The organism is Sphingomonas tabacisoli (assembly GCF_042678385.1).
Lineage (GTDB): Bacteria > Pseudomonadota > Alphaproteobacteria > Sphingomonadales > Sphingomonadaceae > Sphingomonas_B > Sphingomonas_B tabacisoli.
This window is the reverse complement of the sequence record NZ_JBHUDY010000001.1, coordinates 390231-412777: the sequence shown is the minus strand read 5'-3', so window position 1 is coordinate 412777 and position 22547 is coordinate 390231. Positions and strand designations below refer to the sequence as shown.

Below are 22547 nucleotides of genomic sequence, written 5' to 3'. Positions count from 1 at the left end.
GCGCGCCTGTGCGGTATAGCACAGGCCGGCGGAACCATTTCGCTTACGAAGCGATTGGCCGCCGGGGAGTTTTCGGATGTTTTGGATTTCGTTCATGCTCATCGCCTTCATCGCGCTTGCGGTCGCTTGCGCGATGCTGCTGATGAGGTCGGAGGCTATTCCAGCCCGGGACGAGGTCGAGCCGATGAAGAAGGCGCTCGAGCGCCGCATCCGCGAAGGGGCGGAGTTCCGCCTCTAGCGCGTCAGCCGCGCCGCCGTTTCGCGTCGTACATGCTCGAATCGGCGCGCGCGAGCGCGGTTTCCGGCGTGTCCCCCGGTTCAAGCGCCGTCACACCGATCGACGCCGTCAAAGCAATGCGCCCGTGCAGGGGTGACCCCGCGACCGCCGCTTCCAGCGCGCTCGCTTTCTCGTGCGCGCCGGCCTCATCGGCATATTCCAAAAGCACGCCATATTCGTCGCCGCCGATCCGCGCGACGACGTCGCTGGACCGGATCTTCTCGCGCAGCACCCAGGCCGTGTGGATCAGCGCCTGATCGCCGACGCCGTGCCCATGCGCATCGTTGATGTGCTTGAGCCCGTCGACGTCGATGAACAGCACCGCCGCCGGCGTTCCGTGACGCCCGCGTTGCGCGATCGCCCGCTCGACCGCACGGAAGAAGAAGCGCCGATTGGGCAGCGGCGTCAGCGTGTCGCTGTCGGCCAGCCGCTCCAGCTTCTCGATCTTCGCTTCGAGCTCTGCAATCCGCGCCTTCAGCGCCTCATTTTCCGCGCTCTGGTCGATATCGCTCTGCATCCATTTCCCCGTTGAGCCTTAGTCATATCGCGAAACGTTGAAAAAGCGACACCACGCCGTTACAGCGCGGCGCTCCAAAAGCGGGGCGTCAGATGGCCGACTCTCAGCCGCTCGTCGGCATCATCATGGGCAGCCAGTCGGATTGGCCGACGATGCGCCACGCCGCCGAAATTCTGGGGTCGCTCGGCATCAGCCACGAAGCGCGCATCGTCTCCGCCCACCGCACGCCCGAGCGGCTTTACGAATATGCGAAATCGGCGGCCGATCGTGGACTGAAAGCGATTATCGCCGGGGCCGGCGGCGCCGCACATTTGCCAGGCATGACCGCTTCGATGACGCCGGTGCCGGTGCTGGGCGTGCCGATCGAATCCAAGGCACTGAACGGCCTCGATAGCCTGCTCTCGATCGTGCAGATGCCGGGGGGCATCCCGGTCGCGACCTTTGCCATCGGCAAGCCGGGCGCCGTCAACGCTGCCCTCTTCGCCGCGGCAATCCTTGCCAACGAGGACGATGCGCTCGCCGGCCGGCTCGAGGCGTGGCGCAAGCGGCAGAGCGACTCGGTCGCGGCCGAGCCCGAATGATTCTGCCGCCCGGTTCGACGATCGGCATATTGGGCGGCGGGCAGCTCGGCCGCATGCTTGCCATAGCCGCGGCGCAGCTTGGCTATCGCACGCACATCTACGCGCCCGAGGCGAGCGGCCCGGCGACGGAAGTCAGCGCAGAATGGACCCAGGCCGGCTATGACGACGAGCAGGCGCTCACGCGTTTCGCCGAGCGGGTAGGCGTCGTCACTTACGAGTTCGAGAACGTGCCACCCGAAGCGCTCGACCAGCTGGAAGCGCTGGTGCCGATCCGGCCGGGCAAGCGGTCGCTCGAAATCTCGCGCGTCCGCGAGCGCGAGAAGAGCTTGGTGCGCAAGCTTGGCGGCCACACCGCGCCGTTCCGCGCCGTCGCGACGCTCGACCAGCTTCGCGAAGCGTTCGAGGAGATCGGCGCGCCCTCGATCCTGAAGACCTCCAGCCTCGGCTATGACGGCAAGGGCCAGGTCCGGCTTCGCGACGGCTCCGATCTGGGCGAGGCGTGGCGGGAGATCGGCGGCGCGCCGTCGGTGCTGGAAGGTTTCGTCGAGTTCGACGCCGAGTTTTCGGTGCTCCTCTGCCGCGGCGCGGGCGGCGAGACGGCGGTGTGGGACACGCCCGACAATGTCCACACCAACGGCATTCTCGACACGTCTACCGTGCCGGCACGCAGTCTCGTGCTGGCGCAGGCGCCGGAAGCGATCGCGCTGGCGCGCAAGGTCGCCGACGCGCTCGATCATATCGGGCTGCTGACGCTGGAGTTCTTTGCGACGGCACATGGCCCGGTGTTCAACGAAATGGCGCCACGCGTGCACAATAGCGGCCACTGGACGATCGAAGGCGCGGTGACGTCGCAGTTCGAGAACCACATCCGCGCCGTCTGCGGCCTGCCGCTCGGCTCGACCGCGCGCACGGGCGTGCGGGCCGAGATGCGGAACCTGATCGGCGAGGCGGCGAACGATTGGCGCGAGATCGTCGACGATCCGGGTGCCAAGCTGCACCTCTACGGCAAGCACGTCCGGCCCGGCCGCAAGATGGGCCATGTCACGCGCGTGATCCGCGCCGCCGAAAAGCCGTAGCAAATCGCAACGGACTGACGCACACTCGCCTGAAAATAAAGGGAGAGCGGGATGCGGGCGGTGGTTGCGGCGGCACTGGTGCTGGGTGTTGCGGCTTATGCAAAGCCAGGAGTGGTGGTCGACGGCGCCTATCTGACCAAGGGCGGCAGCGGCACGGACTGGCCCTCGGTCGGGCGCGACTACAAGGAACAGCGGTTCAGCCCGCTCGTCCAGATCAACGACAGGACCGTCAGCCAGCTCGGCATCGCATGGTTCGCCGACCTGCCGGACGCACGCGGGCTGGAAGCGACGCCCGTCGTGGTGGACGGCACCCTTTACGTCACCGGTCCCTGGTCCAAGGTGTTCGCATTCGACGCCGTCAGCGGCAAGCCGCTCTGGAGCTTCGATCCGAAAGTCATGGGGGACAAGGGCGTCCAGGCCTGTTGCGACGTCGTCAATCGCGGCGTCGCGATGTGGAAGGGCAAGCTCTATCTCGGCACGCTCGACGGGCGGCTGATCGCGCTCGACGCCGGGACGGGGCGGCAAATCTGGAGCGTGCAGACCACCGATCCGGCCAAGCCCTACACCATCACCGGCGCACCGCGCGTCGTGAAGGACATGGTGATCATCGGCAATGGCGGCGCGGAGTTCGGGGTGCGCGGCTACGTCACTGCCTATGACGCGGCGACCGGCAAGAAACGATGGCGCTTCTACACCGTGCCCAACCCGACAGGCCAGCCGGACGGCGAGATTTCCGACCCGATCATGGCGAAGGCGTTCGCAAGCTGGAGCGCGAACGGCCAATGGAAGCAGTCCGGCGGCGGCGGCACCGCGTGGGACGCGATCGTCTACGACCCGGATCTCGACCAGCTTTATCTCGGCGTCGGCAACGGCAGCCCGTGGAACCACCAGGTCAGGAGCGAAGGCCAGGGCGACAATCTGTTCCTGTCCTCGATCGTCGCGCTCGACCCGAACACCGGCGCGTACAAATGGCACTATCAGGAAACGCCGGCCGAGAGCTGGGACTATACCGCCACCCAGCCGATCATCCTCGCCGAACTGGCTGGCAGAAAAGTGCTGCTGCACGCGCCCAAGAACGGCTTCTTCTTCGTGCTCGACCGTACCACCGGCAAGCCGATCAGCGTCGACATGTTCACGCCGGTCAATTGGGCCACCGGCTATGACCCCACGACCTGGCGGCCGATCGAGAACCCCGACGCGCGCTATGGCAGCAAGGGCAAGCCGTTCCTCGCCGCCCCTGCCCCGATCGGTGCGCATAGCTGGCAGCCGATGAGCTTCTCGCCCACCACCGGCCTCGTTTACTTGCCCGTCAACGATATCGGCTTCGGCTATATCCCGCCGCTCTCCACCGAAGACGCCAGCCGGAAAAGCGTCGGCTTCAACGTCGCCGCGAATATGGCCGAAGGGATGCTCCCGGCCGATCCAGCCTTCATCAAAGCCGCGGTCGCCGCAACCAAAGGCGGGCTGGTCGCCTGGGACCCGGTCGCGCGCAAAGCGCGGTGGCGCGTCGACTATCCCACGCCCTGGAACGGCGGCACGCTCGCAACGGCCGGCAATCTTGTCTTTCAGGGCACGGCGCTCGGCGAGTTCCGCGCCTATGCGGCGGACAGCGGCAAGCAGCTCTGGGCGCTGCCGGTCCAATCGGGCGTGCTTGCGGCGCCTTCGAGTTACAGCATCGGCGGCATCCAGTATATCGCGTTCACCACCAGCCGCGGCGGCGCCTGGGCGCTGACCTCAGGATATGCCGGTGGCGCGGCCAACAAGGTGCCGAGCATCCCGCGCCTGATCGTGCTGAAGCTCGGCGGGAAAGCCGCACTGCCGCCTTTCCCCGCGCAAGTGCCCGAACCGTTCAATCCGCCGGCGGCGACGGCATCTGCCGCTCAGGTCGCGCAAGGCAAGGCGGTGTTCGGCCGCTATTGCCAGGTCTGCCACGGCGCCAATGCCGTCAGTGGCGGCGTAACGCCCGACCTCCGCCATTCGCCCGTGCTTGGCGACGCCCAGACGTGGCAAAGCATCGTCATCGGCGGCGCGCTGCACGAGCGCGGCATGGTGAGCTTCGCCAAGGTGATCGATGCGACAGGTGCAGAGGCCGCCCGCGCCTATGTGATCGACGAGGCCAATTGGGCCAAGACGCACGATCTGACGATCATGGGAATGAAGTAGCGGTTACTGGTCGTCGTCCAGCTCGGCGTCGATGTCGCCGTCGAGCACCGCGTCGCCCAGGTCTTCGGGCGTGATGATCGACATGCCGAGCGCGTCGACTTCCTCCGGCATGATCTCGGCCGGGCGGTCGTCCTCGACGAAGTCCTCGCCGCGGTCGCGCGTCATATCGGTCAGCACTTCGCCGTCGGTCGGGCCGCCGCCTTCATAGGCATGGACCTCGGCGCGCTGCGAATCGTCCAGTCCCTCAATGTCCCCGTCCGAAGATTTCGGCTCTACCCGCCCGTCCATCGTCTTTCCTCCGTCACTTGCTTGTGGGAAACGAGGCGCCCCGAACCGAAGTTCCGCTTGAGGAGGAAGAGCATGACGACACGCACGGCAACCGCGCGCTACGACGGCTTCGGCAGAGACGGGAAAGGCCATCTCACCACCCAGTCGGGCGTGCTGAACGATCAGCCCTATGGCTTCAACACTCGCTTCGGCGACGAGCCCGGCACAAACCCGGAAGAGCTGGCCGCCGCCGCTCATGCCGGCTGCTTCACGATGGCGCTCAGCTTTGCGCTCGCCGGCGCCGGCTACACCGCCGGCCGGCTGGAGACCAAGGCCGCCGTTACGCTCGACAAGGACGGCAACGGTTTCAAGATCACCAAATCGGCGCTGACGCTCACCGCGCAGGTGGACGGCATCGAGGAAGCGGAGTTTGCCCGGATCGCCGCCGATGCGAAGGCCAACTGTCCGATCTCGAAGCTGTTCAACACCGAAATCACGCTGGAGCACCGGCTCGAGCGTTAGCTCCGGCCGAACAGTCGAGCCGGTTCAGCGAAGGCGACTGCGGCGATAGCGGCGAGGCCGCAGACCGTGAATCCGGTGTAGAGCGGAACGGTGGTGCCGTTGAACGCGGCGCCAACGGTCGCGCCGATGGCGATGCCGCCGATCGTCTGGATCAGGCCCTGCACACTGGACGCGGTGCCGGCTAGCCTGCCCATATGCTCCATGGCGATCGCATTGAAGTTCGCGGCGGCAAGGCCAAAGCAGCTCATCATCAGCGCCTGCAGCACGGCGAAAGTCAGCACCGTTTCACGGCCCGTGAGTGCCAAGGCGAGATGGGCGGCCGCGATAATCGAATAACCGATCACGGCGCGGTGGGAGACGGCCCGTGCGCCGAAGCGCATCACGATCTGCGAGTTCAGGAAAGCGGCGACCGCCATGCTGCCCGCCATCACGGAGAATACGGGCGCAAAGAGATTGGCGGCGTGGAATTCGCTTTCGAAGATCTGCTGGACCGAAAGCAGGAAGCCGTACAGCCCGCCCTGCAATGCGGTGGAACCGGCGGTGTAGCCCAGCGCCAGCCGATCGGTGAGCACGAACCGGAATCCCGCGCCGATGCGGCGCGCGCTCAGCGGCAGGCGATTGGTGGGATCGAGCGTTTCCGGCAGTCGCAGCGCAACCCACAGGAACGTCAGCAGACCGGCCGCGGTCAGCACGTAGAAAATCCACCGCCAGGGCGCGAGCCAGAGGATCAGCTGACCGAGATTGGGCGCAGCGATCGGAACGACCATGAACACGATGGTGATGAGGCTCATCACCCGCGCCATCGCGTCGCCAGCGAACCGGTCGCGCACGATTGAGGTCGAGAGCACGCGCGACGATGCCGTGGCGGCGCCGGCGGCGACGCGGGCGGCAAGCAGCAGCGGGAACGTCGCTGCAATCGCCGCGACGAGATTGCAGAGAACGCCGACCGCCAGGCTGGTCAGCAGCACCGGCCGCCGGCCGAATCGGTCCGACAGCGGTCCGTGCACGATCTGCGCCGCGCCGAAACCGACCATGAATGCGGATATCACCCATTGCCGGTCGTTCGGATTGGCGACGCGCAGGCTATGCCCGATCGCAGGCAGCGCCGGCAGCATCGTGTCGATCTGCAGCGCAGCCATCGCCATCAACGCGGCGACAATGGCGACGAACTCGCGGAAACCCACTTCGGGCCGCGACGGGGCTGCCGGTGCGTGCATCGGCCCCACATGGACTTTGCTGCAGCGCAGCGAAAGGGGTCAGTTGCGATTTTCCTGAACACTCCGGCCCTTCGGGGGTTGTTGCGGAGAAGCATCGAAGGAGGAGCAGATGAGCATTTTCGGCAAGATCAGGGATGCGATCTTCGGCCACCCCAAGGTGCAGCAGCCCGCGAGCGCCGCTCCCGCCGCCGCAGCCGAGCAGCCCGCCATGCCGCAGATGAACACGACGCAGGCCCAGGCGGCCGCCGCCCAGCCCCAGCCCGCGGCGCAGCAGCCGGTCGATGTGGAGGCGGTGCTGTCAGACATTGCCCGGACCAAGGGGCAGCAGCTCAATTGGCAAAGCTCGATCGTCGACCTGATGAAGCTGCTCGATCTCGACCCGTCGCTGGCCAACCGTCAGGAGCTGGCCACCGAACTCCGCTATCAGGGCGAGAAGAATGGCAGCGCCGAAATGAACATCTGGCTGCACAAGCGCGTGATGGAAGAGCTGGAAAAGAACGGCGGCAAGGTCCCGGACTCGATGAAGGGTTAGCGGCTTCCGAAGAATGGCCGGGAGCGGTAAAGGCGAGCCATGCTTGACACACCTGCTCCCACTATCCCGCCGCTGTCGCTTGCCGATCAGGCCGGCGATCCCGACGGCTTCGCCCAGGCGTTCGGCGCCTCGTTCCAACGCTTCGGCTTCGGCATTATCAAGGATCACGGCATCGACCAGCAATTGGTCGACCGCGCCTGGGCGCTGACCAAGGCGTTCTTCGACCTGCCGACGCAAGTGAAGGACAAATACCACCTTGCCGGCAAGGCTGGCGCGCGCGGCTATACGCCGTTCGGCATCGAGACCGCCAAGGGCGCGACCGAGAACGACCTGAAGGAATTCTGGCACGTCGGCCGCGAACTGCCGGAAGGCCACCGCTATGCCGACGTGATGCCGCCCAATCTGTGGCCGAGCGAAGTGCCGGGCTTCAAGGAAACCTTCCTCGCCCTCTATGCCGAGTTCGACCGCGTCGGCGCGAAATTGCTGTCGGCGATCGCTCGCTACTTGGGCTTGGCGTCGGACTGGTTCGTCAACCCGGTCAAGGACGGCAACAGCGTGATGCGGCTGCTCCACTACCCGCCGGTCTCGCCGGAAGCGCCGGGCGTGCGCGCCGGGGCGCATGAGGACATCAACCTGATCACCCTGCTGCTCGGCGCCGAGGAGGCCGGGCTGCAATTGCTCGACCGCGACGGCCGCTGGCTGGCGGTGGCGCCGCCCGAAGGCGCGCTGGTCGTGAACGTCGGCGACATGCTGCAGCGCCTGACCAACCATGTGCTGCCGTCGACCACGCACCGCGTCGTCAACCCGCCGCCCGAGCGCCGCGGGACCCCGCGCTATTCGATGCCTTTCTTCCTGCACCCGGCGCCCGATTTCGTGATCGAGACGCTGCCCGGCTGCATCACGGCCGAGAACCCGAATCGCTATCCCGAGCCCTTGAGCAGCCAGGAATATCTGAACCAGCGCCTGCGCACGCTCGGCCTGCTGAAGGACGATGGGGTCGCCGGCTAAGGCCCTGGCGAACATTGACAGGCGGGCGGCGCAATCCTAAGTCGCCCGCCTCTCGGTGCCCCGTCGTCTAATGGTAAGACTACGGACTCTGACTCCGTCTATCGAGGTTCGAATCCTCGCGGGGCATCCAGTTTTCCCCAGACCATTGCCGCCCCCGCCTAACCTACGTAAGTTCCGGTCCGGCGGCTGGCCCGCCCGTGTGTTGCGCTCGCGTTATCTCAAGCGGGAGGGACACAATGCGCATTCTTACATTGGCTGCACTCTTACTCGCGACCGCATCGCCGGCGATCGCGCAACCGGCCGGGAAAGTCGTCTCGATCTACCGCGCGGCGCCGGGGCATCTGGAAGCTTTGCTCGACTGGCTCGCCAAGCAGGACGAAGCATCAAAGGCGGCCGGGCTCGGCGCGTCGCAGCTCTATGTCCATCAGGACGGCGCGAGCTGGGACTTGCTGCTGATCGCGCCCCAAACCACGGCCGAGCAGGACCGGGCCGTCGATGCCGCCGCCGCGAAAATGGGAATGACCGTCGGCCCGCGCCGGAGCCTCGAACTGCGCCAGCACATCGCCGAGCACACCGACACTTTCGCCGCGGGACCGACGACGGCGGCCGAGTGGCTGAGCCGGGTCAGGAAGCCCTGATCGGATCGGGCGCCGCCGCCGGTTTTGACGGGCCGGCGGCGCAGCTCGGCGAATTCCTCATCGACATTGCCCCCCTGCCCCGGCCATAGCGCGGGCATGGCGAACACGATCAAACTGACCTTCACCGAGGACGAAGCCGAAATCCTGGTCGACGCGCTCGATTCGGACCTGGAAGGCTATGAGGAAGCCGCGAAGGAAGCGCGCGGCAACAACCGCCGCGCCGAAGTCGCGACCTTCACCGAAGCGGCCGACCGGATCCGGGCGGTGCGCGACCGCATCCGCCAGGCGATCGGTCAGGACTAGGCCGAGCGTTTCCGCATCGCGTCCACGCTCCACGCGCCGCCGCCCGCCGCGGACAGATACAGGAAGACGAAGCAGAACAGGATCGCCGCGTCGCCCATGTTGAGCGCGGGCCAGAAGCCGCGCGTCGCATGGCCGATGAAATAGGCGACCGCCATTTCGCCGGCGCAGATGAAAGCGACCGGCCGCGTGAACAGGCCCAGGACGAGCAGCGCGCCGCCGACGACTTCGATCACCGCTGCGGCCATCAGCAATGTCGGCAACGGATCGGGAGCGCCTGGCTGGGGCGCGGGAAAGTGGAACAGCTTCATCAGCCCATGCTCCATGAACAAAAGCGCGGCGATGATGCGCAGCACCGACAGCAAGCGCGGCGCCCAAACTGACCAATTTTCCACTTTGCCCCTCCCCTCGTTGCGGGCGCTACTCCTCCGCGCCCTTGTATTTCAGCTCGAGATATTTGCCTTGCGTGGCGAGCCGGTCGAGATTGCCGGCGGCCAGCTCCTGCGTCATCCGGCCGAGCTCACTCTCGACGACGCGCAGCCCTTCGACGAGCTGCGCGTCGGGGCCTTGCCGGCGGAGCTGCTGCGGCACGCGCTGATAGCCGCGGACCAGCTCGGGCAGTTCCTCACCGACGAGGCGGCGCACTTCCATCGCGGCCGGCTCGCGTTCGTCGAGCTGCTGGATGCAGGGCGCCAGTCCCTCGAGGCGCACGCCGATCTGGTCGATCAGCCGGTTGGCGGGCGCGGGCAGCGCCGGGCGCTGGCTTTCGAGCCAGGTCTCAGTGCGCGACGGCAATGCCTTCAGCGGCACCTGCGGCAAATCCTCGACGCGCGCGTCCGGCTCGGCGGTGAACAGCAGCACGCCGACCCAAGCGAGGATGATGCCGAGCGCCACCGCCATCACGCCCGTGCCGCCGATCGGGCTGATCAGTCCCCACACGACCGCGCCGACCAGGATGGCGAGCGTCACGAAGAACACGCGCCGCATCATGCGGACCGCGCGCTGCTTGCGCCGCTCGCGCCGGCGACGGGCCGCCGCCCGGCCTTCGGGCGAGGCGCGGCGGATCAGCTCTTCGGCCTTGGAGATGATGAGGTCGGAGTCGATCATTCAGCCATCAATATAGGGGATGCGCTCACCCCGCATCCAGTGCCTGGAGCGGCGAGCTCGCGCTCTGCTCCGCCCCTTCGGCCCGGGCGATATAGCCTTTCGACTTCTCGACCTCGCTGGAAAGCGCGTTGACCGTGGTCTTCATCGATTCGAGCGCCTTCACCTTGAACGTGTCGATCGAATCCATCGTGTCGTAGACGTTCTGGAAGGCGCGGCTGAGCACTTCCAATGGGATCGTCGAGGACGCCGCCTGCTCGTGGATCTGCGCGGTCTGCGTCTTCAAGAGCTTGCCGGTCGAATCGATGATGTTCGCGGTGGTCGTGTTGAGCGCGGTGATCTGCTCCAGCACCAGCCGTTGGTTGGTGAGCGCCTGCGCGACCGTCACCGCCGTGCGCAGCGCCGAGACGGTGGTGGTGGAGGCGCGATCGACGCCCTTGATCAGCTCGACATTGTTCTTCTTGACGAGATCGAGCGCCAGATAGCCCTGCACCGTCACCGCCATTTGCGTCAGCAAATCCTGGGTGCGTTGGCGGACGTAAAACAGCGCGCCTTCGCGCACCGCCTTGGCCTTGGCCGGATCGGTCGCATCGAGTTCGTTCGCCTTGTCCTCGAGCTTCTGGTCGAGCGTCTTGGACATATGGATCATCTGCTCGAGCCGGCCCATCGCCGCCCAGAGCTTCTGCCGCTCGACCGAGATTGCGGCATTGTCCATCAGCAGCTCGTCCTTGCCCTTGGCGAGCTTGCCGAGGATCGCGGCGATATGGCCCTGGGCCGAGCTGTAGCTGTCGAAATAATTGCGCAGTTTGTTGCCGAACGGGATGATGCCGAACAGCTTGCGCTTGGTGAACAGGTCGCCGCGGCTGGAGGGATCGAGGTCTTCGATCGTGCGGCGCAGCTCGGCAAGGTCGGCGCCGACGCCCGATTCCTGGTCCATCGCGCGGATCGGCCGGTCGAGGAAGCGGTTGCTCTCGCCCGCTGCCGCGCGGATTTCCTTCTGACCGAGCGCGGTGATCGAATCAACGCGCTTGCCGAACTCGGGGCTGTTCACGTCTTGCGCGATCAAATCGTCGACGAACTGGTCGACGCGCTTTTCGAGCTCGGTCTTCTGCTTGTCTTCGAGCGGGACGAGGCCGGCGGCCTTTTCGGGCGCGACCGGCGGGACCGGATCGGGCGGCGTCAGGGTAAGACCGCTCTCTTCGACCGTGGCTGTGCTTGCCATTGCTTCCAATCTCCTGCCCCTTGGCGAACCGAAGATTAGAGGCGCTGGAGCCGCATTCAAGCGCTTTCGTGTTTTATATCGCTAATACGCTTAGTCAGCGCGTCGGTTTGGGGCCGGGGACGGGCGCCTGACGCGCGTCGCCGCTCTGCGCGGCGGCGGCCTTGTTCATCGCCTGCTGCACCGAGGAATTGGGCGCGCCCGGCGCGCCGCTCGCGCCGTTTTCGCGAATCGCGTCGGCTTCGTTGTGGAGCACGTCCGCAGCCGGCGCCGTGCTCTGGTCGGCAGCGTTATCGAGCGTGTCGGCTTGCTGCTCGGTCGCGTCATTGGACGAATGGCCGGAGCAGGCGGCGAGCGCCAGAGCGAGCGCGGGAAGAGCGTACCTCATCCGAGGTGAACGCTGACGAAGGCCGGGGGTTTCTTAATGAATTGGCGTGGCGAATCAGAGCGAAGAGGCGCACATTCCCGCCCCCGAATAAACAGGGAGTGCGGCAGTATGTTCACCAGGGGTGTGGCGGTTGCTGCGGCGGCCGCGTTTTTTGCGTGTGCGCCGGTGAAGGCGGAAGTTTTCACGCTGACATTCGAGCCAGGCACGTTCCAGCTCGACAATATAAGCGACGGGTTTGCGATCTATGATCTCGAGCACCGCGCGAACATTGGGCTCACCGGCTCGATCGGTAACGGTGTTGCCCATGCGTCGACCAAGGCGGACGGGTCGCTGGGCGAACTCTCTGTTGGCCAGCTTAATCCGATCGCTCAGATTTTGTCGTTCGATCTCCGCGGCACGGGGACGGCCCAGCTTCAGATCGGGAACACTTTTCAGAACATCACTCTGACGTCGGACTTCGTTTCATATGGCGGCTATAGTGGCGGCTCATTCGCCCTTCACGCAATCACTGGCAGCGTTGACCTCGACAATCTAACGATCGACGAGCCGCCAGTACCCGAGCCGGCGACCTGGACGATGATGATAGCGGGCTTTGGGATGGCAGGCGCTGCGCTACGGCGCCGATCTTCGACGGTGCGCCTCGCGCTGCGTTAAGCACGTCGAAGCCGACTAGGCCCGACCAACCTCCCCCACGAGGAGGAGGCTTATTTCAGAGCGCGGTTCCGCCGCCGATCGTCTTGTAGACGACCCAGCCGGAGAGCAGCAGCGACAGGGTCAGCGAAAAGGCCATCAGGCCCCAGCCGAACAGCGTCACGACGCGCGGGTTGGCGCGGTTGGCGCGTGAATTGTTGCTGATGCTGGCGAGCACGAAGCTGGCCAGGATGCCGTAAGTGAAAGCCGCGAACTCGAACATAATGACCAGAATCCCCCCGGACTCGAACGGGTTTGCCCTACGCAGCGGCGGCGGGGCGGACAAGCCGGTCCCGCACCGATTTGCGGCGAGCCGAGCCCTTTTGGCGGAACAAGGTTAACGACGCGTGATTGGGCGGGACTCCGGGCTCGCGCGTTGGGCTTACATGGGTTGGAATTTGGCCGCGCTGATCGTCGGCGTCGCAATCAGCGCGGCGACCCTGTTCGACGTGTTCGCGACCGTTGTCGTGCCCGGCCGCGTTTCCGGCCCGATCAATGCCGCCCGGCTGCTCAGGACGTTCATGTTCCGCTTTTGGCGGGGCGTGCTGAAGCTCTGCTCCGGCAAGGCGCGGCCGCGCATGGACAGCGTGTTCGGCGCGATGCTGCTGCTGCTCGTGCTGATCGTCTGGGTGGCGCTGACCCTGTTCGGGCTGAGCCTGGCCGCTTGGGGCTTACGGGCGGACTTCGTGCCGCGAATCGACGGGCTTGGCGATGCCGCCTTCCAGATCGGGTCGGCGATGATGACGCTCGGGCTCAGCAGCCAGACGGCCTCGGGCTGGGCGCGGGCGCTGGTGGTCATCGCAGGGTTTTGCGGCTTTCAGGTCATTACGCTGACCCTGTCGTTCATCGTGCAGATCCAGACCGCGCTGCGCGACCGCGATTCGCTGGTGCTGAAGCTCGCAAGCCGGGCCGGCACGCCACCGTCCGGCATCGCCTTGCTGGTGACGACGCGCGAGCTGGATGCGCGCGGTGGGCTGCCGCAATTGTTCGACCGCTGGGAGGACTGGTCGGCGGAAGTGCTCTACACCCACGCCGCGCACCCGGTGCTCGCCTATTTCCGCTCGGACGAAGGCGTGATCGACTGGCTGACGTCGCTGGGTGCCGTGCTCGACGCGGCGTCGGTGACGCTGTCGATGCTGGACGACGCCCCGCAAGGCAATGCGCGGCTGATGCACCACAGCGGAACGCGCACCATCCGCCAGCTCTGTCACGCCTTCCGGCTCGATCCGAGAGCCGAGCCGCCGCTGACGGATGCCGAGATCGCCCGCGCCGCGGAACGGCTGACCGAGGCCGGCTACGCGGTCCTGCCCGACCGTGCGGCCGCGCTGCGGGACCTGCAAAACGCCTATCGCGGAGAGCTGGGTGCGCTGCTGCGCCATTTCGGGGTGGACGCGCCGGCCTGGGTCGGCAAGCAGGAGGAATGCCCCGCGTCCGACTGATCGGCCTGCCGACCGACATCAACTCCAGCTTCCTGCGCGGCCCGGCGAAAGCGCCGGCGCATATCCGCGCAGCCCTGTTCTCGGATTCCGGGAATCCGGCGACCGAAAGCGGGCTGGAGCTGGGGACGGACATCGCCCTCGACGATACCGGCGATCTGCCGCTCGACGAGACGGTGGCCGACGATGCGCGAATCGAGGCGGCGGTGCGCGAGGCGGCCGAGGCGGACGCGGTGCCGATCCTGCTCGGCGGCGACCATGCCGTGACCTATCCGGTGCTGCGCGGGATCGCCGCCGTGCACGGGCCGGTCAACATCCTCCACTTCGACGCCCATCCCGACCTTTACGACGCGTTGGACGGCAATCGCCGTTCGCATGCCTCGCCCTTCGCCCGGATCATGGAGGAAGGGCTGGCAACCCGATTGGTGCAGGTCGGCATCCGCACGCTGAACGCCCACCAGCGAGAACAGGCGCGGCGCTTCGGGGTCGAGATCGTCGGCATGCGCGACTTCGCAGCCGGCGCCGTGCCGATCCCGCCGGCGCCGCTCTACGTCTCGATCGATCTCGACGGGCTCGACCCCGCCTTCGCGCCGGGGGTGTCGCACCACGAGCCGGGCGGTCTGAGCGTGCGGCAATTGCTCGACGTGCTCGCCCGGATCGAGACGCCGATCGTCGGCGGGGACGTGGTCGAGCTCAATCCGGACCGCGACATCAATGGCATGACGGCGATGGTCGCAGCCAAGCTGGTGAAGGAGCTGTGCGGGTTGGCGGCGCGTCCCGCCTGACCCATGGCTGGCGCAGCGCCCGGCCAGCCGCTATCTCGCCGGCATGCCTCATCTCTATCTCGTCGACGGGTCCGGCTATATCTTCCGCGCCTATCATCGGTTGCCGCCGCTGACGAACAAGCATGGCGAGCCCGTTGGCGCCGTTTACGGCTATACGACAATGCTCTGGAAGCTCGCCGAGGAGCTGGACAAGGCCGACGGGCCGACGCACCTCGCCGTCATTTTCGACCATTCGGCCAAGTCGTTCCGCAACGACATGTACGATCAGTACAAGGCGCACCGCCCCCCGCCGCCCGAAGACCTCGTCCCGCAATTCCCGATGATCCGCGATGCGACGCGCGCCTTCTCGCTGCCGTGCCTCGAAGAGCCGGGAGTCGAGGCGGATGACCTGATCGCCTCCTACACCAAGGCGGCGCTGGCGCAGGGTTGGTCGGTGACGATCGTCAGTTCCGACAAGGACCTGATGCAGCTGATGACCGAGCCGTCGGTCGACATGCTCGACACGATGAACAACCGCCGGCTCGGCCCCGACGCCACGGTCGAGAAATTCGGCGTGGGGCCGGACAAGCTCGGCGAAGTGCTGGCGCTGATGGGCGACAGCGTCGACAATGTGCCGGGCGTGCCGGGCGTCGGGCCCAAGACCGCATCGAAGCTGATCCTGGAATATGGCGACGTCGAAACGGTGCTCGCCGCCGCGCCGTCGATGAAGCCGGGCAAGCTGCGCGACAATCTGATCGAGCATGCCGAAATGGCGCGGCTGTCGCGCCAGCTCGTCGAGCTGAAATGCGACGTGCCGCTCGCCCATCCACTGGAAGAAATGGAGCTGCAGGGCATTCCCGAGCCGTCGCTCCGCGCGTTCCTGGAGCATCACGGCTTCAAGTCGCTGCTGATGCGGTTGGGCCAGGTCGCCGACGAAGTGCCCGAGCCGCAGTCGCGCGTCGAGCTGCCGCCCGACCCGCCCTGCAACCATGACGGCTATGAGACGGTACTGACGGTCGAGGACCTCGACCGCTGGATCGAATCGGCCACGCGCCAGGGTTTCGTCGCCGTCGACACCGAGACCGACAGCAAGGATTCGATGCACGCCGGCCTCGTCGGCGTCAGCCTCGCGCTGGAGCCGAACAGGGCCTGCTACATCCCCCTCGCGCATGGCGGCGGCGACCTGCTCGGCGCCGACTTCCCGGCGCAAATCCCGCTGAACACTGCGATCGCCAGGCTGAAGCCGCTGCTCGAGGACCCGTCGGTCCTGAAGATCGGCCACAATATCAAGTTCGACATGTGCGTGCTCGCCCGCCACGGCGTGGCGGTCGCGCCCTATGACGACACGATCGTCATCAGCTTCGATCTCGACGCCGGCCTGCACGGCCACGGCATGGACGAGCTGGCGGCGACGCACCTCAGCCATAGCTGCATCGCTTTCAAGGACGTGGTCGGGACCGGCAAGAACCAGCTCGGCTTCCACCAGGTCGATCTGAACGCCGCCACCCGCTACGCCGCCGAGGATGCGGACGTGACACTCCGCCTCTGGCGGCGGCTGAAACCGCGTCTTTCGGCGGAAGGCGCGACCAGCGTGTACGAACTGGTCGACCGGCCGCTGATCCCGGTCGTCGGCGCGATGGAGCGCGCCGGCATCAAGGTCGACCGCGAGCGGCTGTCGCGCCTCTCCGGCGACTTCGCCCAGCAGATCGCCGGCATCGAAGCGGACATTTTCGCCATCGTCGGCACGCCGTTCACGATCGGCAGCCCCAAGCAGCTCGGCGACATCTTGTTCGAGCAAATGGGCCTGAAGGGCGGCCGCAAGGGCAAGTCTGGAGTCTATTCGACCGACGTCAACGAGCTGGAGCGGCTGGCCGCCGACGGCGTCGAGATCGCCAAGCGCGTGCTCGACTGGCGGCAGCTCACCAAGCTGAAGTCGACCTACACGGACGCCTTGCAGCAGGAAATCAGCCCCGAGGACGGGCGCGTCCACACCTGCTACTCGCTGACCGGCGCGCAGACCGGACGCCTCTCCTCTACCGAGCCGAACCTGCAGAACATCCCGATCCGCTCCGAGACCGGACGGCAGATCAGGGACGCGTTCGTGGCGGAGCCGGGCAACGTCATCCTGTCGGCCGATTATAGCCAGATCGAGCTGCGCATCGCCGCGCACATGGCCGACGTGCCGCAGCTCCGCGAGGCATTCGCGGCCGGGCAGGATATTCACGCGATGACCGCGACGGAACTGTTCGGCGAGGTCAACCGCGACACCCGCGGGCGCGCCAAGACGATCAACTTCGCGATTCTCTACGGCATTTCGCGCTGGGGTCTGGCCGGCCGGCTGAGCGTCACCGCCGACGAGGCCCAGGCGATGATCGACCGCTATTTCGAGCGCTTCCCCGGCATCAACCGCTATATCGCCGAGACGCTGACCCAGGTGCGCGAGCGCGGCTACACGCAGACGCTGTTCGGGCGGAAGACGCACTTTCCGCGCATCAAGTCCAAGGTGCAGCACGAACGGCAAGGCGCCGAGCGCGCCGCGATCAACGCGCCGATCCAGGGCACCAGCGCCGACATCATCAAGCGCGCAATGGTGAAGATGGGCCCGGCGCTCCAGAAGGCCGGGCTGCCCAATGTCCGCATGCTGCTGCAGGTGCATGACGAACTGGTGTTCGAGCTGCCGGACAGCGATGTCGAGGCCGCCCGCGCCGTGATCCGCGACGTCATGGCGTCGGCGGCGGAGCCGGCGGTGAAGCTCAGCGTTCCCTTGGGCGTCGAGATCGGCCACGGCCCAAGCTGGGGCGCGGCGCATTAGGGTTATAGGTTCTGACCGAGAACGCAGCTAAGCACGGCCCGATGGGGGACAGCGAGGCTCCGGCCAGCGACATTGCGGACCTCGCCAAGGGCGGCCGGACGAACATGTTCGGCTTCCTGCTGCGGTTGGCGGCGCGCATCCCGTTCCTGTTCATCGCCGGCCGCCTCTACGGCCCGGACGCGCTCGGTCGCTTTGCCTATGCGATCCTGGTCATAGAATTCGCGGCGCAGCTTGCGACCCTGGGCCTGAAGCGCGGGCTGGCGCAGCAGCTTTCCTCCGCCGAGCGGCCGCATGTCTGCGTCGTCTGGGACGGGCTGCTGGTCGCGGGAGTCGCCTCCGCAATCGCCGCCGGCTTCCTCGCGGCCGTGCCGCGGATCATGTTTCCGAACAGCCAGATCAACGGTCTCGACCAACTGCTGCCGCTGGTGATCTTCGCGCTGGCCTGGTCGGACGTGGCGCTGGCGGCGCTGGCCTATCGCCACAATGTGGCAGCGACCGTGCGCGCGCGCGCGGTGATCGAGCCCTGGACGATCAGCATCGCCGCCGGCGCGCTTTATTTCTATTCGACGCGGGACGGGTTGATTCTGGCCTATGCGCTGTCTCTGATCGCGGCGCTGATCGCGTCGATCGTGCCGCTGATCCGCAGCTATGGCTGGCCGCGCGGCTGGTCGCCGCAACCCGTGGCACTGTTCGCAATCGCGCGGAGAAACGCCCCGCTCGCCGCAGCAGACGCGATTGAGTGGGGCACGCGCAACGTCGACCGGGCGATCATCGGCCTGTTCTTCCCGCCCGCGATCGTCGGCATCTATTGGGTCGCGCAGCAGATCGCGACATTGCCGCAAAAGCTGAAGACGAGCTTCGACCCGATTCTCGGCCCCGTCATCACCCAGAGCCTGGCCGACGGCGACAAGGCGGCGGTGGCAGCGCAGGTGCGGCAGGTCGGCTTCTGGATCATCGCCGCACAGGCCGGCATCGCGCTGGCGCTGACGATCCCCGGCGAAGCGATCATGGGCTTGGCCGGGCCGCAGTTCGTCAGCGGCACCGGCGCGCTCGCGTTCCTGATGATCGCCGAAGTGGTCGCGGCGACCGCCGTCGTCTCCGAATCGGCGCTGGTTTACGTGGCGCGGCACCGGAACCTGATGATCTCGCTGGCGACGATCGGGCTCCAGATCGTGCTCAGCTTCGTGCTGATCTTCGGGCTCGACTGGTTGCATCCCGACATCCCGCTGCGCGAGGACAAGATCGCGGCCGCCGGACCGGCAATGGCGCTGCCGATCGCGCTCGGCTTTGCCGCGATCCTGAAGGCGCGGCTGCTCTCGAAGCTGCTCGGCGCGCCGGTCTCGCCCTGGCGCTGGGCGCTCGGCTGGGCGGTCGCCGCCGGCGTGATCGTCGGCGTGATCGCGACCCGCGTGCCCGAATGGCTGGAGCTGATCGTCGGCCTGCCCGCGATCCTGATCAGCTATGGCGCGGTGATCTGGGTGAAGGGCTTCACCAAGGAAGACCGGGTGCTGTTCCGGCGCAAGCGAGGCGAGGAGCCGGAACTGCCGGCGCCAGGCACGACAAGGCAGGCACGGCGATAAGCCCCTCCCCTTCAGGGGAGGGGTTGGGGTGGGGCTGTCAATCGCGCAGGAGTCTTTTGGGCGAGCAGACGCTCGCCCCCACCCCTTACCCCTCCCCTGAAGGGGAGGGGCTTGAGCACTCAATGCCGGAAGTGCCGCATCCCGGTGAACACCATCGCCAGCCCCGCCTCATCCGCCGCAGCGATGACTTCCTCGTCCCGGATCGAGCCACCAGGCTGGATCACCGCCGTCGCGCCCGCTTCCACCGCAGCGAGCAGCCCATCCGCGAACGGAAAGAACGCATCCGACGCAACCGCCGACCCGATCGTCCTCGGCTCGGCCCAACCAGCTTTCTCCGCCGCGTCCTTCGCCTTCCATGCCGCAATGCGCGCCGATTCGAGACGGTTCATCTGGCCCGCGCCGATGCCCGCCGTGGAGCCGCCCTTCGCATACACAATGGCGTTCGACTTCACATGCTTGGCGACCGTCCAGGCAAAGCGGCAATCGCTCAGTTCCTGCTCAGTCGGCTGGCGCCTGGTCACAACCTTCAAATCGCCGAGCACGCCATTGTCGCGCGACTGGACAAGCATGCCGCCTGCGATCGACTTCAGCATAAGCCCCGGCCGCTTCGGATCGGGCAACGCGCCGGAAAGCAGCAGCCGGAGATTCTTCTTGCGCGCGAAGACTGCCCGCGCCGCCTCGTCGGCATCGGGTGCGACCACCACCTCTGTGAAAATCTCGGCGATCGCTTCCGCGGTGGGGCCGTCCAACGGACGGTTGCAGGCGATGATCCCGCCGAACGCCGAGACGGTGTCACAGGCGAACGCTGCCTTGTAGGCCTCGAGCAGTGTCTCGCCGGTCGCGACGCCGCACGGATTGGCGTGCTTGACGATGACGACGGTCGGCGGCCCGTCGCGAAACTCGGACACGAGCTCCAGCGCCGCGTCGGCGTCGTTGAAATTATTGTAGCTGAGCTCCTTGCCCTGAAGCTGCTGCGCTTGGGCGATGCCCCGCGCGGCGGGGCCGGTCGGCAGATAGAGAGCCGCGCTCTGGTGCGGGTTCTCGCCATAGCGGAGCGCCTGACCGTGCTTTAACGGCACCGAGAGCGTGTCGGGGAACATTTGCCCCTGATCGGCAAAGGCAAACCAGGAAGCGATCGTCGCATCGTACTGCGCGGTCAGCGCGAACGCCCTGGCGGCAAGCCGCTTGCGCTCGTCGAGCGTGGTGGTGCCCTTCGCCACCATGTCGTAATCGGCCGGGTCGGTGACGATCGCGACAAAACCGTGGTTCTTCGCCGCCGAGCGCACCATCGACGGCCCGCCAATATCGATATTCTCGATCACTTCGTCGCGGCCCGCACCGCGCGCGACGGTCTGCGCGAAGGGGTAGAGATTGACGACTACCAGATCTATCGCGCCGATACCGTGCGCTTCCATCGCGGCGGCGTGCTCGGGATTGTCGCGCACGCTGAGCAGGCCGCCATGGACCTTCGGGTGCAGCGTCTTCACCCTTCCGTCCATCATCTCGGGAAAACCGGTCAGGTCTGAAATGTCGCGGACCGTCAGCCCCGCGTCGCGCAGCGCCTTGGCCGTGCCGCCGGTCGAGACCAGCTCTACGCTCTTGTCGGCAAGAGCGCGGCCGAGGTCTGCCAGCCCGGTCTTGTCGGAAACGGAAAGCAGCGCGCGGCGAATGGTGATGTCGGTCATGCCGCGCCCCTTAACGAGCGCGGGCGCGGATCGAAACCCTTAGTGGCCGCAGACGAGCGGCCCGGCGCCGACCTTCTTCACTTCGCAGGCCGCCGAGCCCTCGACCCGGATCGCGCCGATGCCCATCGCATTGACCTTGGCGCTACGGCTCGCCTGCATCGTGACCGCGCCGGCGCTTTCGCTGGTCAGCGTCAGATCGGATACGGCGAGATCGGGCGTGCGGATTTCCGCCGAGCCGCGCGCGAGCGCGGCAGCCTGGGCGGCGCGGCCTGCCGCTTCGATCGTGCCCGAACCGGAAATGGCGAGGCTCGCATTGTCCGCCTCGATCCGCCGGACCGATATGCTGCCGGAGCCTTCCGACGTGACGATCACGCGCGCCCCCTTCATCCGGTCCACCGCAAGGCTGCCGGAGCCAAGCAGGATCGCGGTGTCGAGCGCAGGCGTAGTCAGCGCGATCGTCACCGTCGCGTCCGCCTTGCCCGGATAGCCGCCCCATCCGGACACGTTCGGGCGGATCAGCATCGTCTGCCCTTCGACGCGGATGGTGACGCGCTCGATCGAAGCTTCGCTCCCGCTCGCCCGCGCCGAAACCGGCTTGCCGGTCGCGATCGTCACGATGAACGGCCCCTCGACGCGGATGCGGTTGAAGCTGGTCACGCTATACCCGCGCTCGGCCGCGACGGCGGGCGTGCCCAGCAAGGCGGCGAGCAGGATCAGCCGCAGCGGACCTCTCCCGAGCCGAGCTTGCTGACCTTGCAGCGCGGCGTGCCGGCGATGTCCACATCGCCCGAACCGACGATCGACACATCGGCCTCACTGCTGACCGCCGCGCGGACATCGCCCGAGCCCGCGATGCTGATCTTGGCGCGTTCCGACTTCAGCCCCCGCGCGTCGAGATTGCCCGATCCGGCGATCGACACGTCGATGCTCTTGGCCGCGCCCGCGACCACCGTGTCGCCCGACCCGGCGATGTTCAGTGACGCCGCGTCCGCCATCAGCGTGCCGATCGAGAGATTGCCCGAGCCCGCGACCGATCCTTCGAACGACGGCGCCTGCACCGTGTCGACTTTCATGTCGCCCGAACCGGCGACCGCCGCGCCGCGCAGCCGCGGCAGGGTAACAGTGACGACGGTCTCGCCATGATCGCGCGACCAGCCCCAGCTCCAATGCTTCTCGCGCCCGATGCGGAGCTCGCCATCGACGACCTTGATCTCCAGCCGGTCGAGCACTTCTTGCGGCCCGGTCGCGGTAACGGACTCGGCGCCGCCGACGCGCACCACGACATTGTCGGATCCGCGCAGCGCCACGCGGTCGAAGCCATGCACATTGAAGCTTCGGCTGCCGGCTGGGCCGCCATCATGGCTTTCGGCATGGACCACCCCGCACCCGGCGAGCAGCACCATTCCGGCGAGGATCAGAGACTTGCGCATCGACGGCCTCCCAAGCTGTGTTGCACGTATAATACAGCTTGGGAGAGGCTTGTCCAGCCCGGATTTGAAAGCGCCGGTGCTATGTATCCGCGCGTTCGATGGGCTTCCCGACCGCGCTGGCGGAGAGGTTGTGCACGAAGGCGAGAAAAAACACGCCGACCAGCATTCCGATGAATAGGGCGACGCCCAGCGACACGAACGTAAACAGCGCGCCCAGCACGAAAAGCATGGCGGCCGTGATCAAAAGAAGCGCGCGGTGGATCAAATCGTTTCTCCCTGACGCCGCTCAAAACCGGCCCGGGGATATCGGGTTCCAACGAGTCCTGGGTCCGTTACGAATC

26 protein-coding genes and 1 tRNA gene are annotated in these 22547 nt (G+C 66.7%); 15 read left to right on the top strand and 12 right to left on the bottom strand.

Features of this window, described 5'->3' with window-relative positions; translation table 11 throughout:
* Positions 1 to 76 precede the first annotated feature (76 nt).
* Complete coding sequence (locus ACFSCW_RS02365) at positions 77 to 238, top strand: hypothetical protein (RefSeq protein WP_380886503.1); 162 nt, start codon at positions 77 to 79, stop codon at positions 236 to 238.
* A 4-nt stretch (positions 239 to 242) separates the two neighbouring features.
* On the opposite strand, the gene ACFSCW_RS02360 is transcribed toward ACFSCW_RS02365, so the two are convergent.
* A complete protein-coding gene (locus ACFSCW_RS02360; RefSeq protein WP_380886502.1) occupies positions 243 to 794 on the bottom strand; it encodes a GGDEF domain-containing protein in 552 nt (183 codons plus the stop codon).
* Positions 795 to 886: 92 nt separating this feature from the next.
* Here ACFSCW_RS02360 and purE point away from each other — a divergent pair, with 92 nt between their 5' ends.
* Genes purE through ACFSCW_RS02345 form a run of 3 tightly spaced genes read left to right on the top strand, consistent with a single transcriptional unit; the run spans position 887 to position 4614 of the window.
* Complete coding sequence (purE, locus tag ACFSCW_RS02355; protein ID WP_380886500.1) at positions 887 to 1375, top strand: 5-(carboxyamino)imidazole ribonucleotide mutase; 489 nt, start codon at positions 887 to 889, stop codon at positions 1373 to 1375.
* Positions 1372 to 2451 carry a 5-(carboxyamino)imidazole ribonucleotide synthase gene (locus ACFSCW_RS02350; protein ID WP_380886498.1) on the top strand — a complete coding sequence of 360 codons (1080 nt, stop codon included), beginning with the start codon at positions 1372 to 1374 and terminating at the stop codon, positions 2449 to 2451. The genes purE and ACFSCW_RS02350 overlap by 4 nt, the downstream gene beginning before the upstream one ends.
* A gap of 51 nt (positions 2452 to 2502) precedes the next feature.
* Positions 2503 to 4614: a PQQ-dependent dehydrogenase, methanol/ethanol family gene (locus ACFSCW_RS02345; RefSeq protein ID WP_380886496.1), complete on the top strand. Its 2112-nt coding sequence runs from the start codon at positions 2503 to 2505 to the stop codon at positions 4612 to 4614.
* A 3-nt stretch (positions 4615 to 4617) separates the two neighbouring features.
* On the opposite strand, the gene ACFSCW_RS02340 is transcribed toward ACFSCW_RS02345, so the two are convergent.
* Positions 4618 to 4902 (bottom strand): DNA primase, encoded by a 285-nt coding sequence (locus ACFSCW_RS02340; protein WP_380886493.1) that lies wholly within the window; start codon positions 4900 to 4902, stop codon positions 4618 to 4620.
* 72 nt (positions 4903 to 4974) lie between these two features.
* Here ACFSCW_RS02340 and ACFSCW_RS02335 point away from each other — a divergent pair, with 72 nt between their 5' ends.
* Positions 4975 to 5403 carry an OsmC family protein gene (locus ACFSCW_RS02335; protein ID WP_380886491.1) on the top strand — a complete coding sequence of 143 codons (429 nt, stop codon included), beginning with the start codon at positions 4975 to 4977 and terminating at the stop codon, positions 5401 to 5403.
* Here ACFSCW_RS02335 and ACFSCW_RS02330 read toward each other — a convergent pair.
* On the bottom strand, positions 5400 to 6620 hold the full coding sequence (locus tag ACFSCW_RS02330) for a multidrug effflux MFS transporter (RefSeq protein WP_380886489.1): 1221 nt from the start codon (positions 6618 to 6620) through the stop codon (positions 5400 to 5402). The two genes, ACFSCW_RS02335 and ACFSCW_RS02330, sit on opposite strands and share 4 nt — an antisense overlap.
* A gap of 109 nt (positions 6621 to 6729) precedes the next feature.
* Between ACFSCW_RS02330 and ACFSCW_RS02325 the strand changes: the two genes are divergently transcribed.
* From ACFSCW_RS02325 to ACFSCW_RS02305, 5 genes are all read left to right on the top strand, one after another.
* Positions 6730 to 7152 (top strand): DUF3597 domain-containing protein, encoded by a 423-nt coding sequence (locus tag ACFSCW_RS02325; RefSeq protein ID WP_380886486.1) that lies wholly within the window; start codon positions 6730 to 6732, stop codon positions 7150 to 7152.
* A 39-nt stretch (positions 7153 to 7191) separates the two neighbouring features.
* Complete coding sequence (locus ACFSCW_RS02320; RefSeq protein ID WP_380886484.1) at positions 7192 to 8160, top strand: isopenicillin N synthase family dioxygenase; 969 nt, start codon at positions 7192 to 7194, stop codon at positions 8158 to 8160.
* A gap of 56 nt (positions 8161 to 8216) precedes the next feature.
* A tRNA-Gln gene (locus ACFSCW_RS02315) sits at positions 8217 to 8290 on the top strand.
* A gap of 106 nt (positions 8291 to 8396) precedes the next feature.
* Positions 8397 to 8798, top strand: coding sequence for a hypothetical protein (locus ACFSCW_RS02310; protein WP_380886482.1), 402 nt, complete (start codon positions 8397 to 8399; stop codon positions 8796 to 8798).
* 96 nt (positions 8799 to 8894) lie between these two features.
* Entirely contained in the window at positions 8895 to 9101 is a 207-nt protein-coding gene (locus tag ACFSCW_RS02305; protein ID WP_380886480.1) for a hypothetical protein, read from the top strand.
* Here the strand turns inward: ACFSCW_RS02305 and ACFSCW_RS02300 are convergent.
* The 4 genes from ACFSCW_RS02300 to ACFSCW_RS02285 form a co-directional block, all read right to left on the bottom strand.
* Entirely contained in the window at positions 9098 to 9493 is a 396-nt protein-coding gene (locus ACFSCW_RS02300) for a DoxX family protein (protein ID WP_380886478.1), read from the bottom strand. The two genes, ACFSCW_RS02305 and ACFSCW_RS02300, sit on opposite strands and share 4 nt — an antisense overlap.
* 25 nt (positions 9494 to 9518) lie before the next feature.
* Positions 9519 to 10205: a hypothetical protein gene (locus tag ACFSCW_RS02295; RefSeq protein ID WP_380886476.1), complete on the bottom strand. Its 687-nt coding sequence runs from the start codon at positions 10203 to 10205 to the stop codon at positions 9519 to 9521.
* Positions 10206 to 10230: 25 nt separating this feature from the next.
* The gene (locus ACFSCW_RS02290; RefSeq protein ID WP_380886474.1) at positions 10231 to 11424 is read right to left on the bottom strand and encodes a toxic anion resistance protein; all 1194 of its coding nucleotides are present in this window, start codon (positions 11422 to 11424) and stop codon (positions 10231 to 10233) included.
* A 94-nt stretch (positions 11425 to 11518) separates the two neighbouring features.
* On the bottom strand, positions 11519 to 11809 hold the full coding sequence (locus ACFSCW_RS02285; RefSeq protein ID WP_380886472.1) for a hypothetical protein: 291 nt from the start codon (positions 11807 to 11809) through the stop codon (positions 11519 to 11521).
* Positions 11810 to 11974: 165 nt separating this feature from the next.
* Here ACFSCW_RS02285 and ACFSCW_RS02280 point away from each other — a divergent pair, with 165 nt between their 5' ends.
* On the top strand, positions 11975 to 12463 hold the full coding sequence (locus ACFSCW_RS02280) for a PEPxxWA-CTERM sorting domain-containing protein (RefSeq protein ID WP_380886470.1): 489 nt from the start codon (positions 11975 to 11977) through the stop codon (positions 12461 to 12463).
* A 55-nt stretch (positions 12464 to 12518) separates the two neighbouring features.
* Here ACFSCW_RS02280 and ACFSCW_RS02275 read toward each other — a convergent pair whose 3' ends face one another.
* Positions 12519 to 12722 carry a hypothetical protein gene (locus ACFSCW_RS02275; protein WP_380886468.1) on the bottom strand — a complete coding sequence of 68 codons (204 nt, stop codon included), beginning with the start codon at positions 12720 to 12722 and terminating at the stop codon, positions 12519 to 12521.
* Positions 12723 to 12885: 163 nt separating this feature from the next.
* Between ACFSCW_RS02275 and ACFSCW_RS02270 the strand changes: the two genes are divergently transcribed.
* From ACFSCW_RS02270 to ACFSCW_RS02255, 4 genes are read left to right on the top strand one after another with little or no spacing between them, the layout of a single operon-like run.
* Positions 12886 to 13938 (top strand): hypothetical protein, encoded by a 1053-nt coding sequence (locus ACFSCW_RS02270; protein WP_380886466.1) that lies wholly within the window; start codon positions 12886 to 12888, stop codon positions 13936 to 13938.
* On the top strand, positions 13920 to 14720 hold the full coding sequence (locus ACFSCW_RS02265) for an agmatinase family protein (RefSeq protein ID WP_380886464.1): 801 nt from the start codon (positions 13920 to 13922) through the stop codon (positions 14718 to 14720). Before ACFSCW_RS02270 ends, ACFSCW_RS02265 begins: the two co-directional genes overlap by 19 nt.
* A gap of 43 nt (positions 14721 to 14763) precedes the next feature.
* Positions 14764 to 17511 (top strand): DNA polymerase I, encoded by a 2748-nt coding sequence (gene polA / locus ACFSCW_RS02260; RefSeq protein WP_380886462.1) that lies wholly within the window; start codon positions 14764 to 14766, stop codon positions 17509 to 17511.
* Between the two features lie 41 nt (positions 17512 to 17552).
* The gene (locus ACFSCW_RS02255; protein ID WP_380886460.1) at positions 17553 to 19091 is read left to right on the top strand and encodes a lipopolysaccharide biosynthesis protein; all 1539 of its coding nucleotides are present in this window, start codon (positions 17553 to 17555) and stop codon (positions 19089 to 19091) included.
* A gap of 119 nt (positions 19092 to 19210) precedes the next feature.
* On the opposite strand, the gene purH is transcribed toward ACFSCW_RS02255, so the two are convergent.
* The 4 genes from purH to ACFSCW_RS02235 all read right to left on the bottom strand — a co-directional run bounded on the left by purH (position 19211) and on the right by ACFSCW_RS02235 (position 22471).
* Positions 19211 to 20776: a bifunctional phosphoribosylaminoimidazolecarboxamide formyltransferase/IMP cyclohydrolase gene (purH, locus tag ACFSCW_RS02250; protein ID WP_380886458.1), complete on the bottom strand. Its 1566-nt coding sequence runs from the start codon at positions 20774 to 20776 to the stop codon at positions 19211 to 19213.
* Between the two features lie 39 nt (positions 20777 to 20815).
* A complete protein-coding gene (locus ACFSCW_RS02245; protein WP_380886456.1) occupies positions 20816 to 21475 on the bottom strand; it encodes a GIN domain-containing protein in 660 nt (219 codons plus the stop codon).
* Between the two features lie 14 nt (positions 21476 to 21489).
* Entirely contained in the window at positions 21490 to 22206 is a 717-nt protein-coding gene (locus ACFSCW_RS02240) for a head GIN domain-containing protein (protein WP_380886454.1), read from the bottom strand.
* Between the two features lie 79 nt (positions 22207 to 22285).
* Entirely contained in the window at positions 22286 to 22471 is a 186-nt protein-coding gene (locus ACFSCW_RS02235; protein ID WP_380886453.1) for a hypothetical protein, read from the bottom strand.
* Positions 22472 to 22547: the final 76 nt, after the last annotated feature.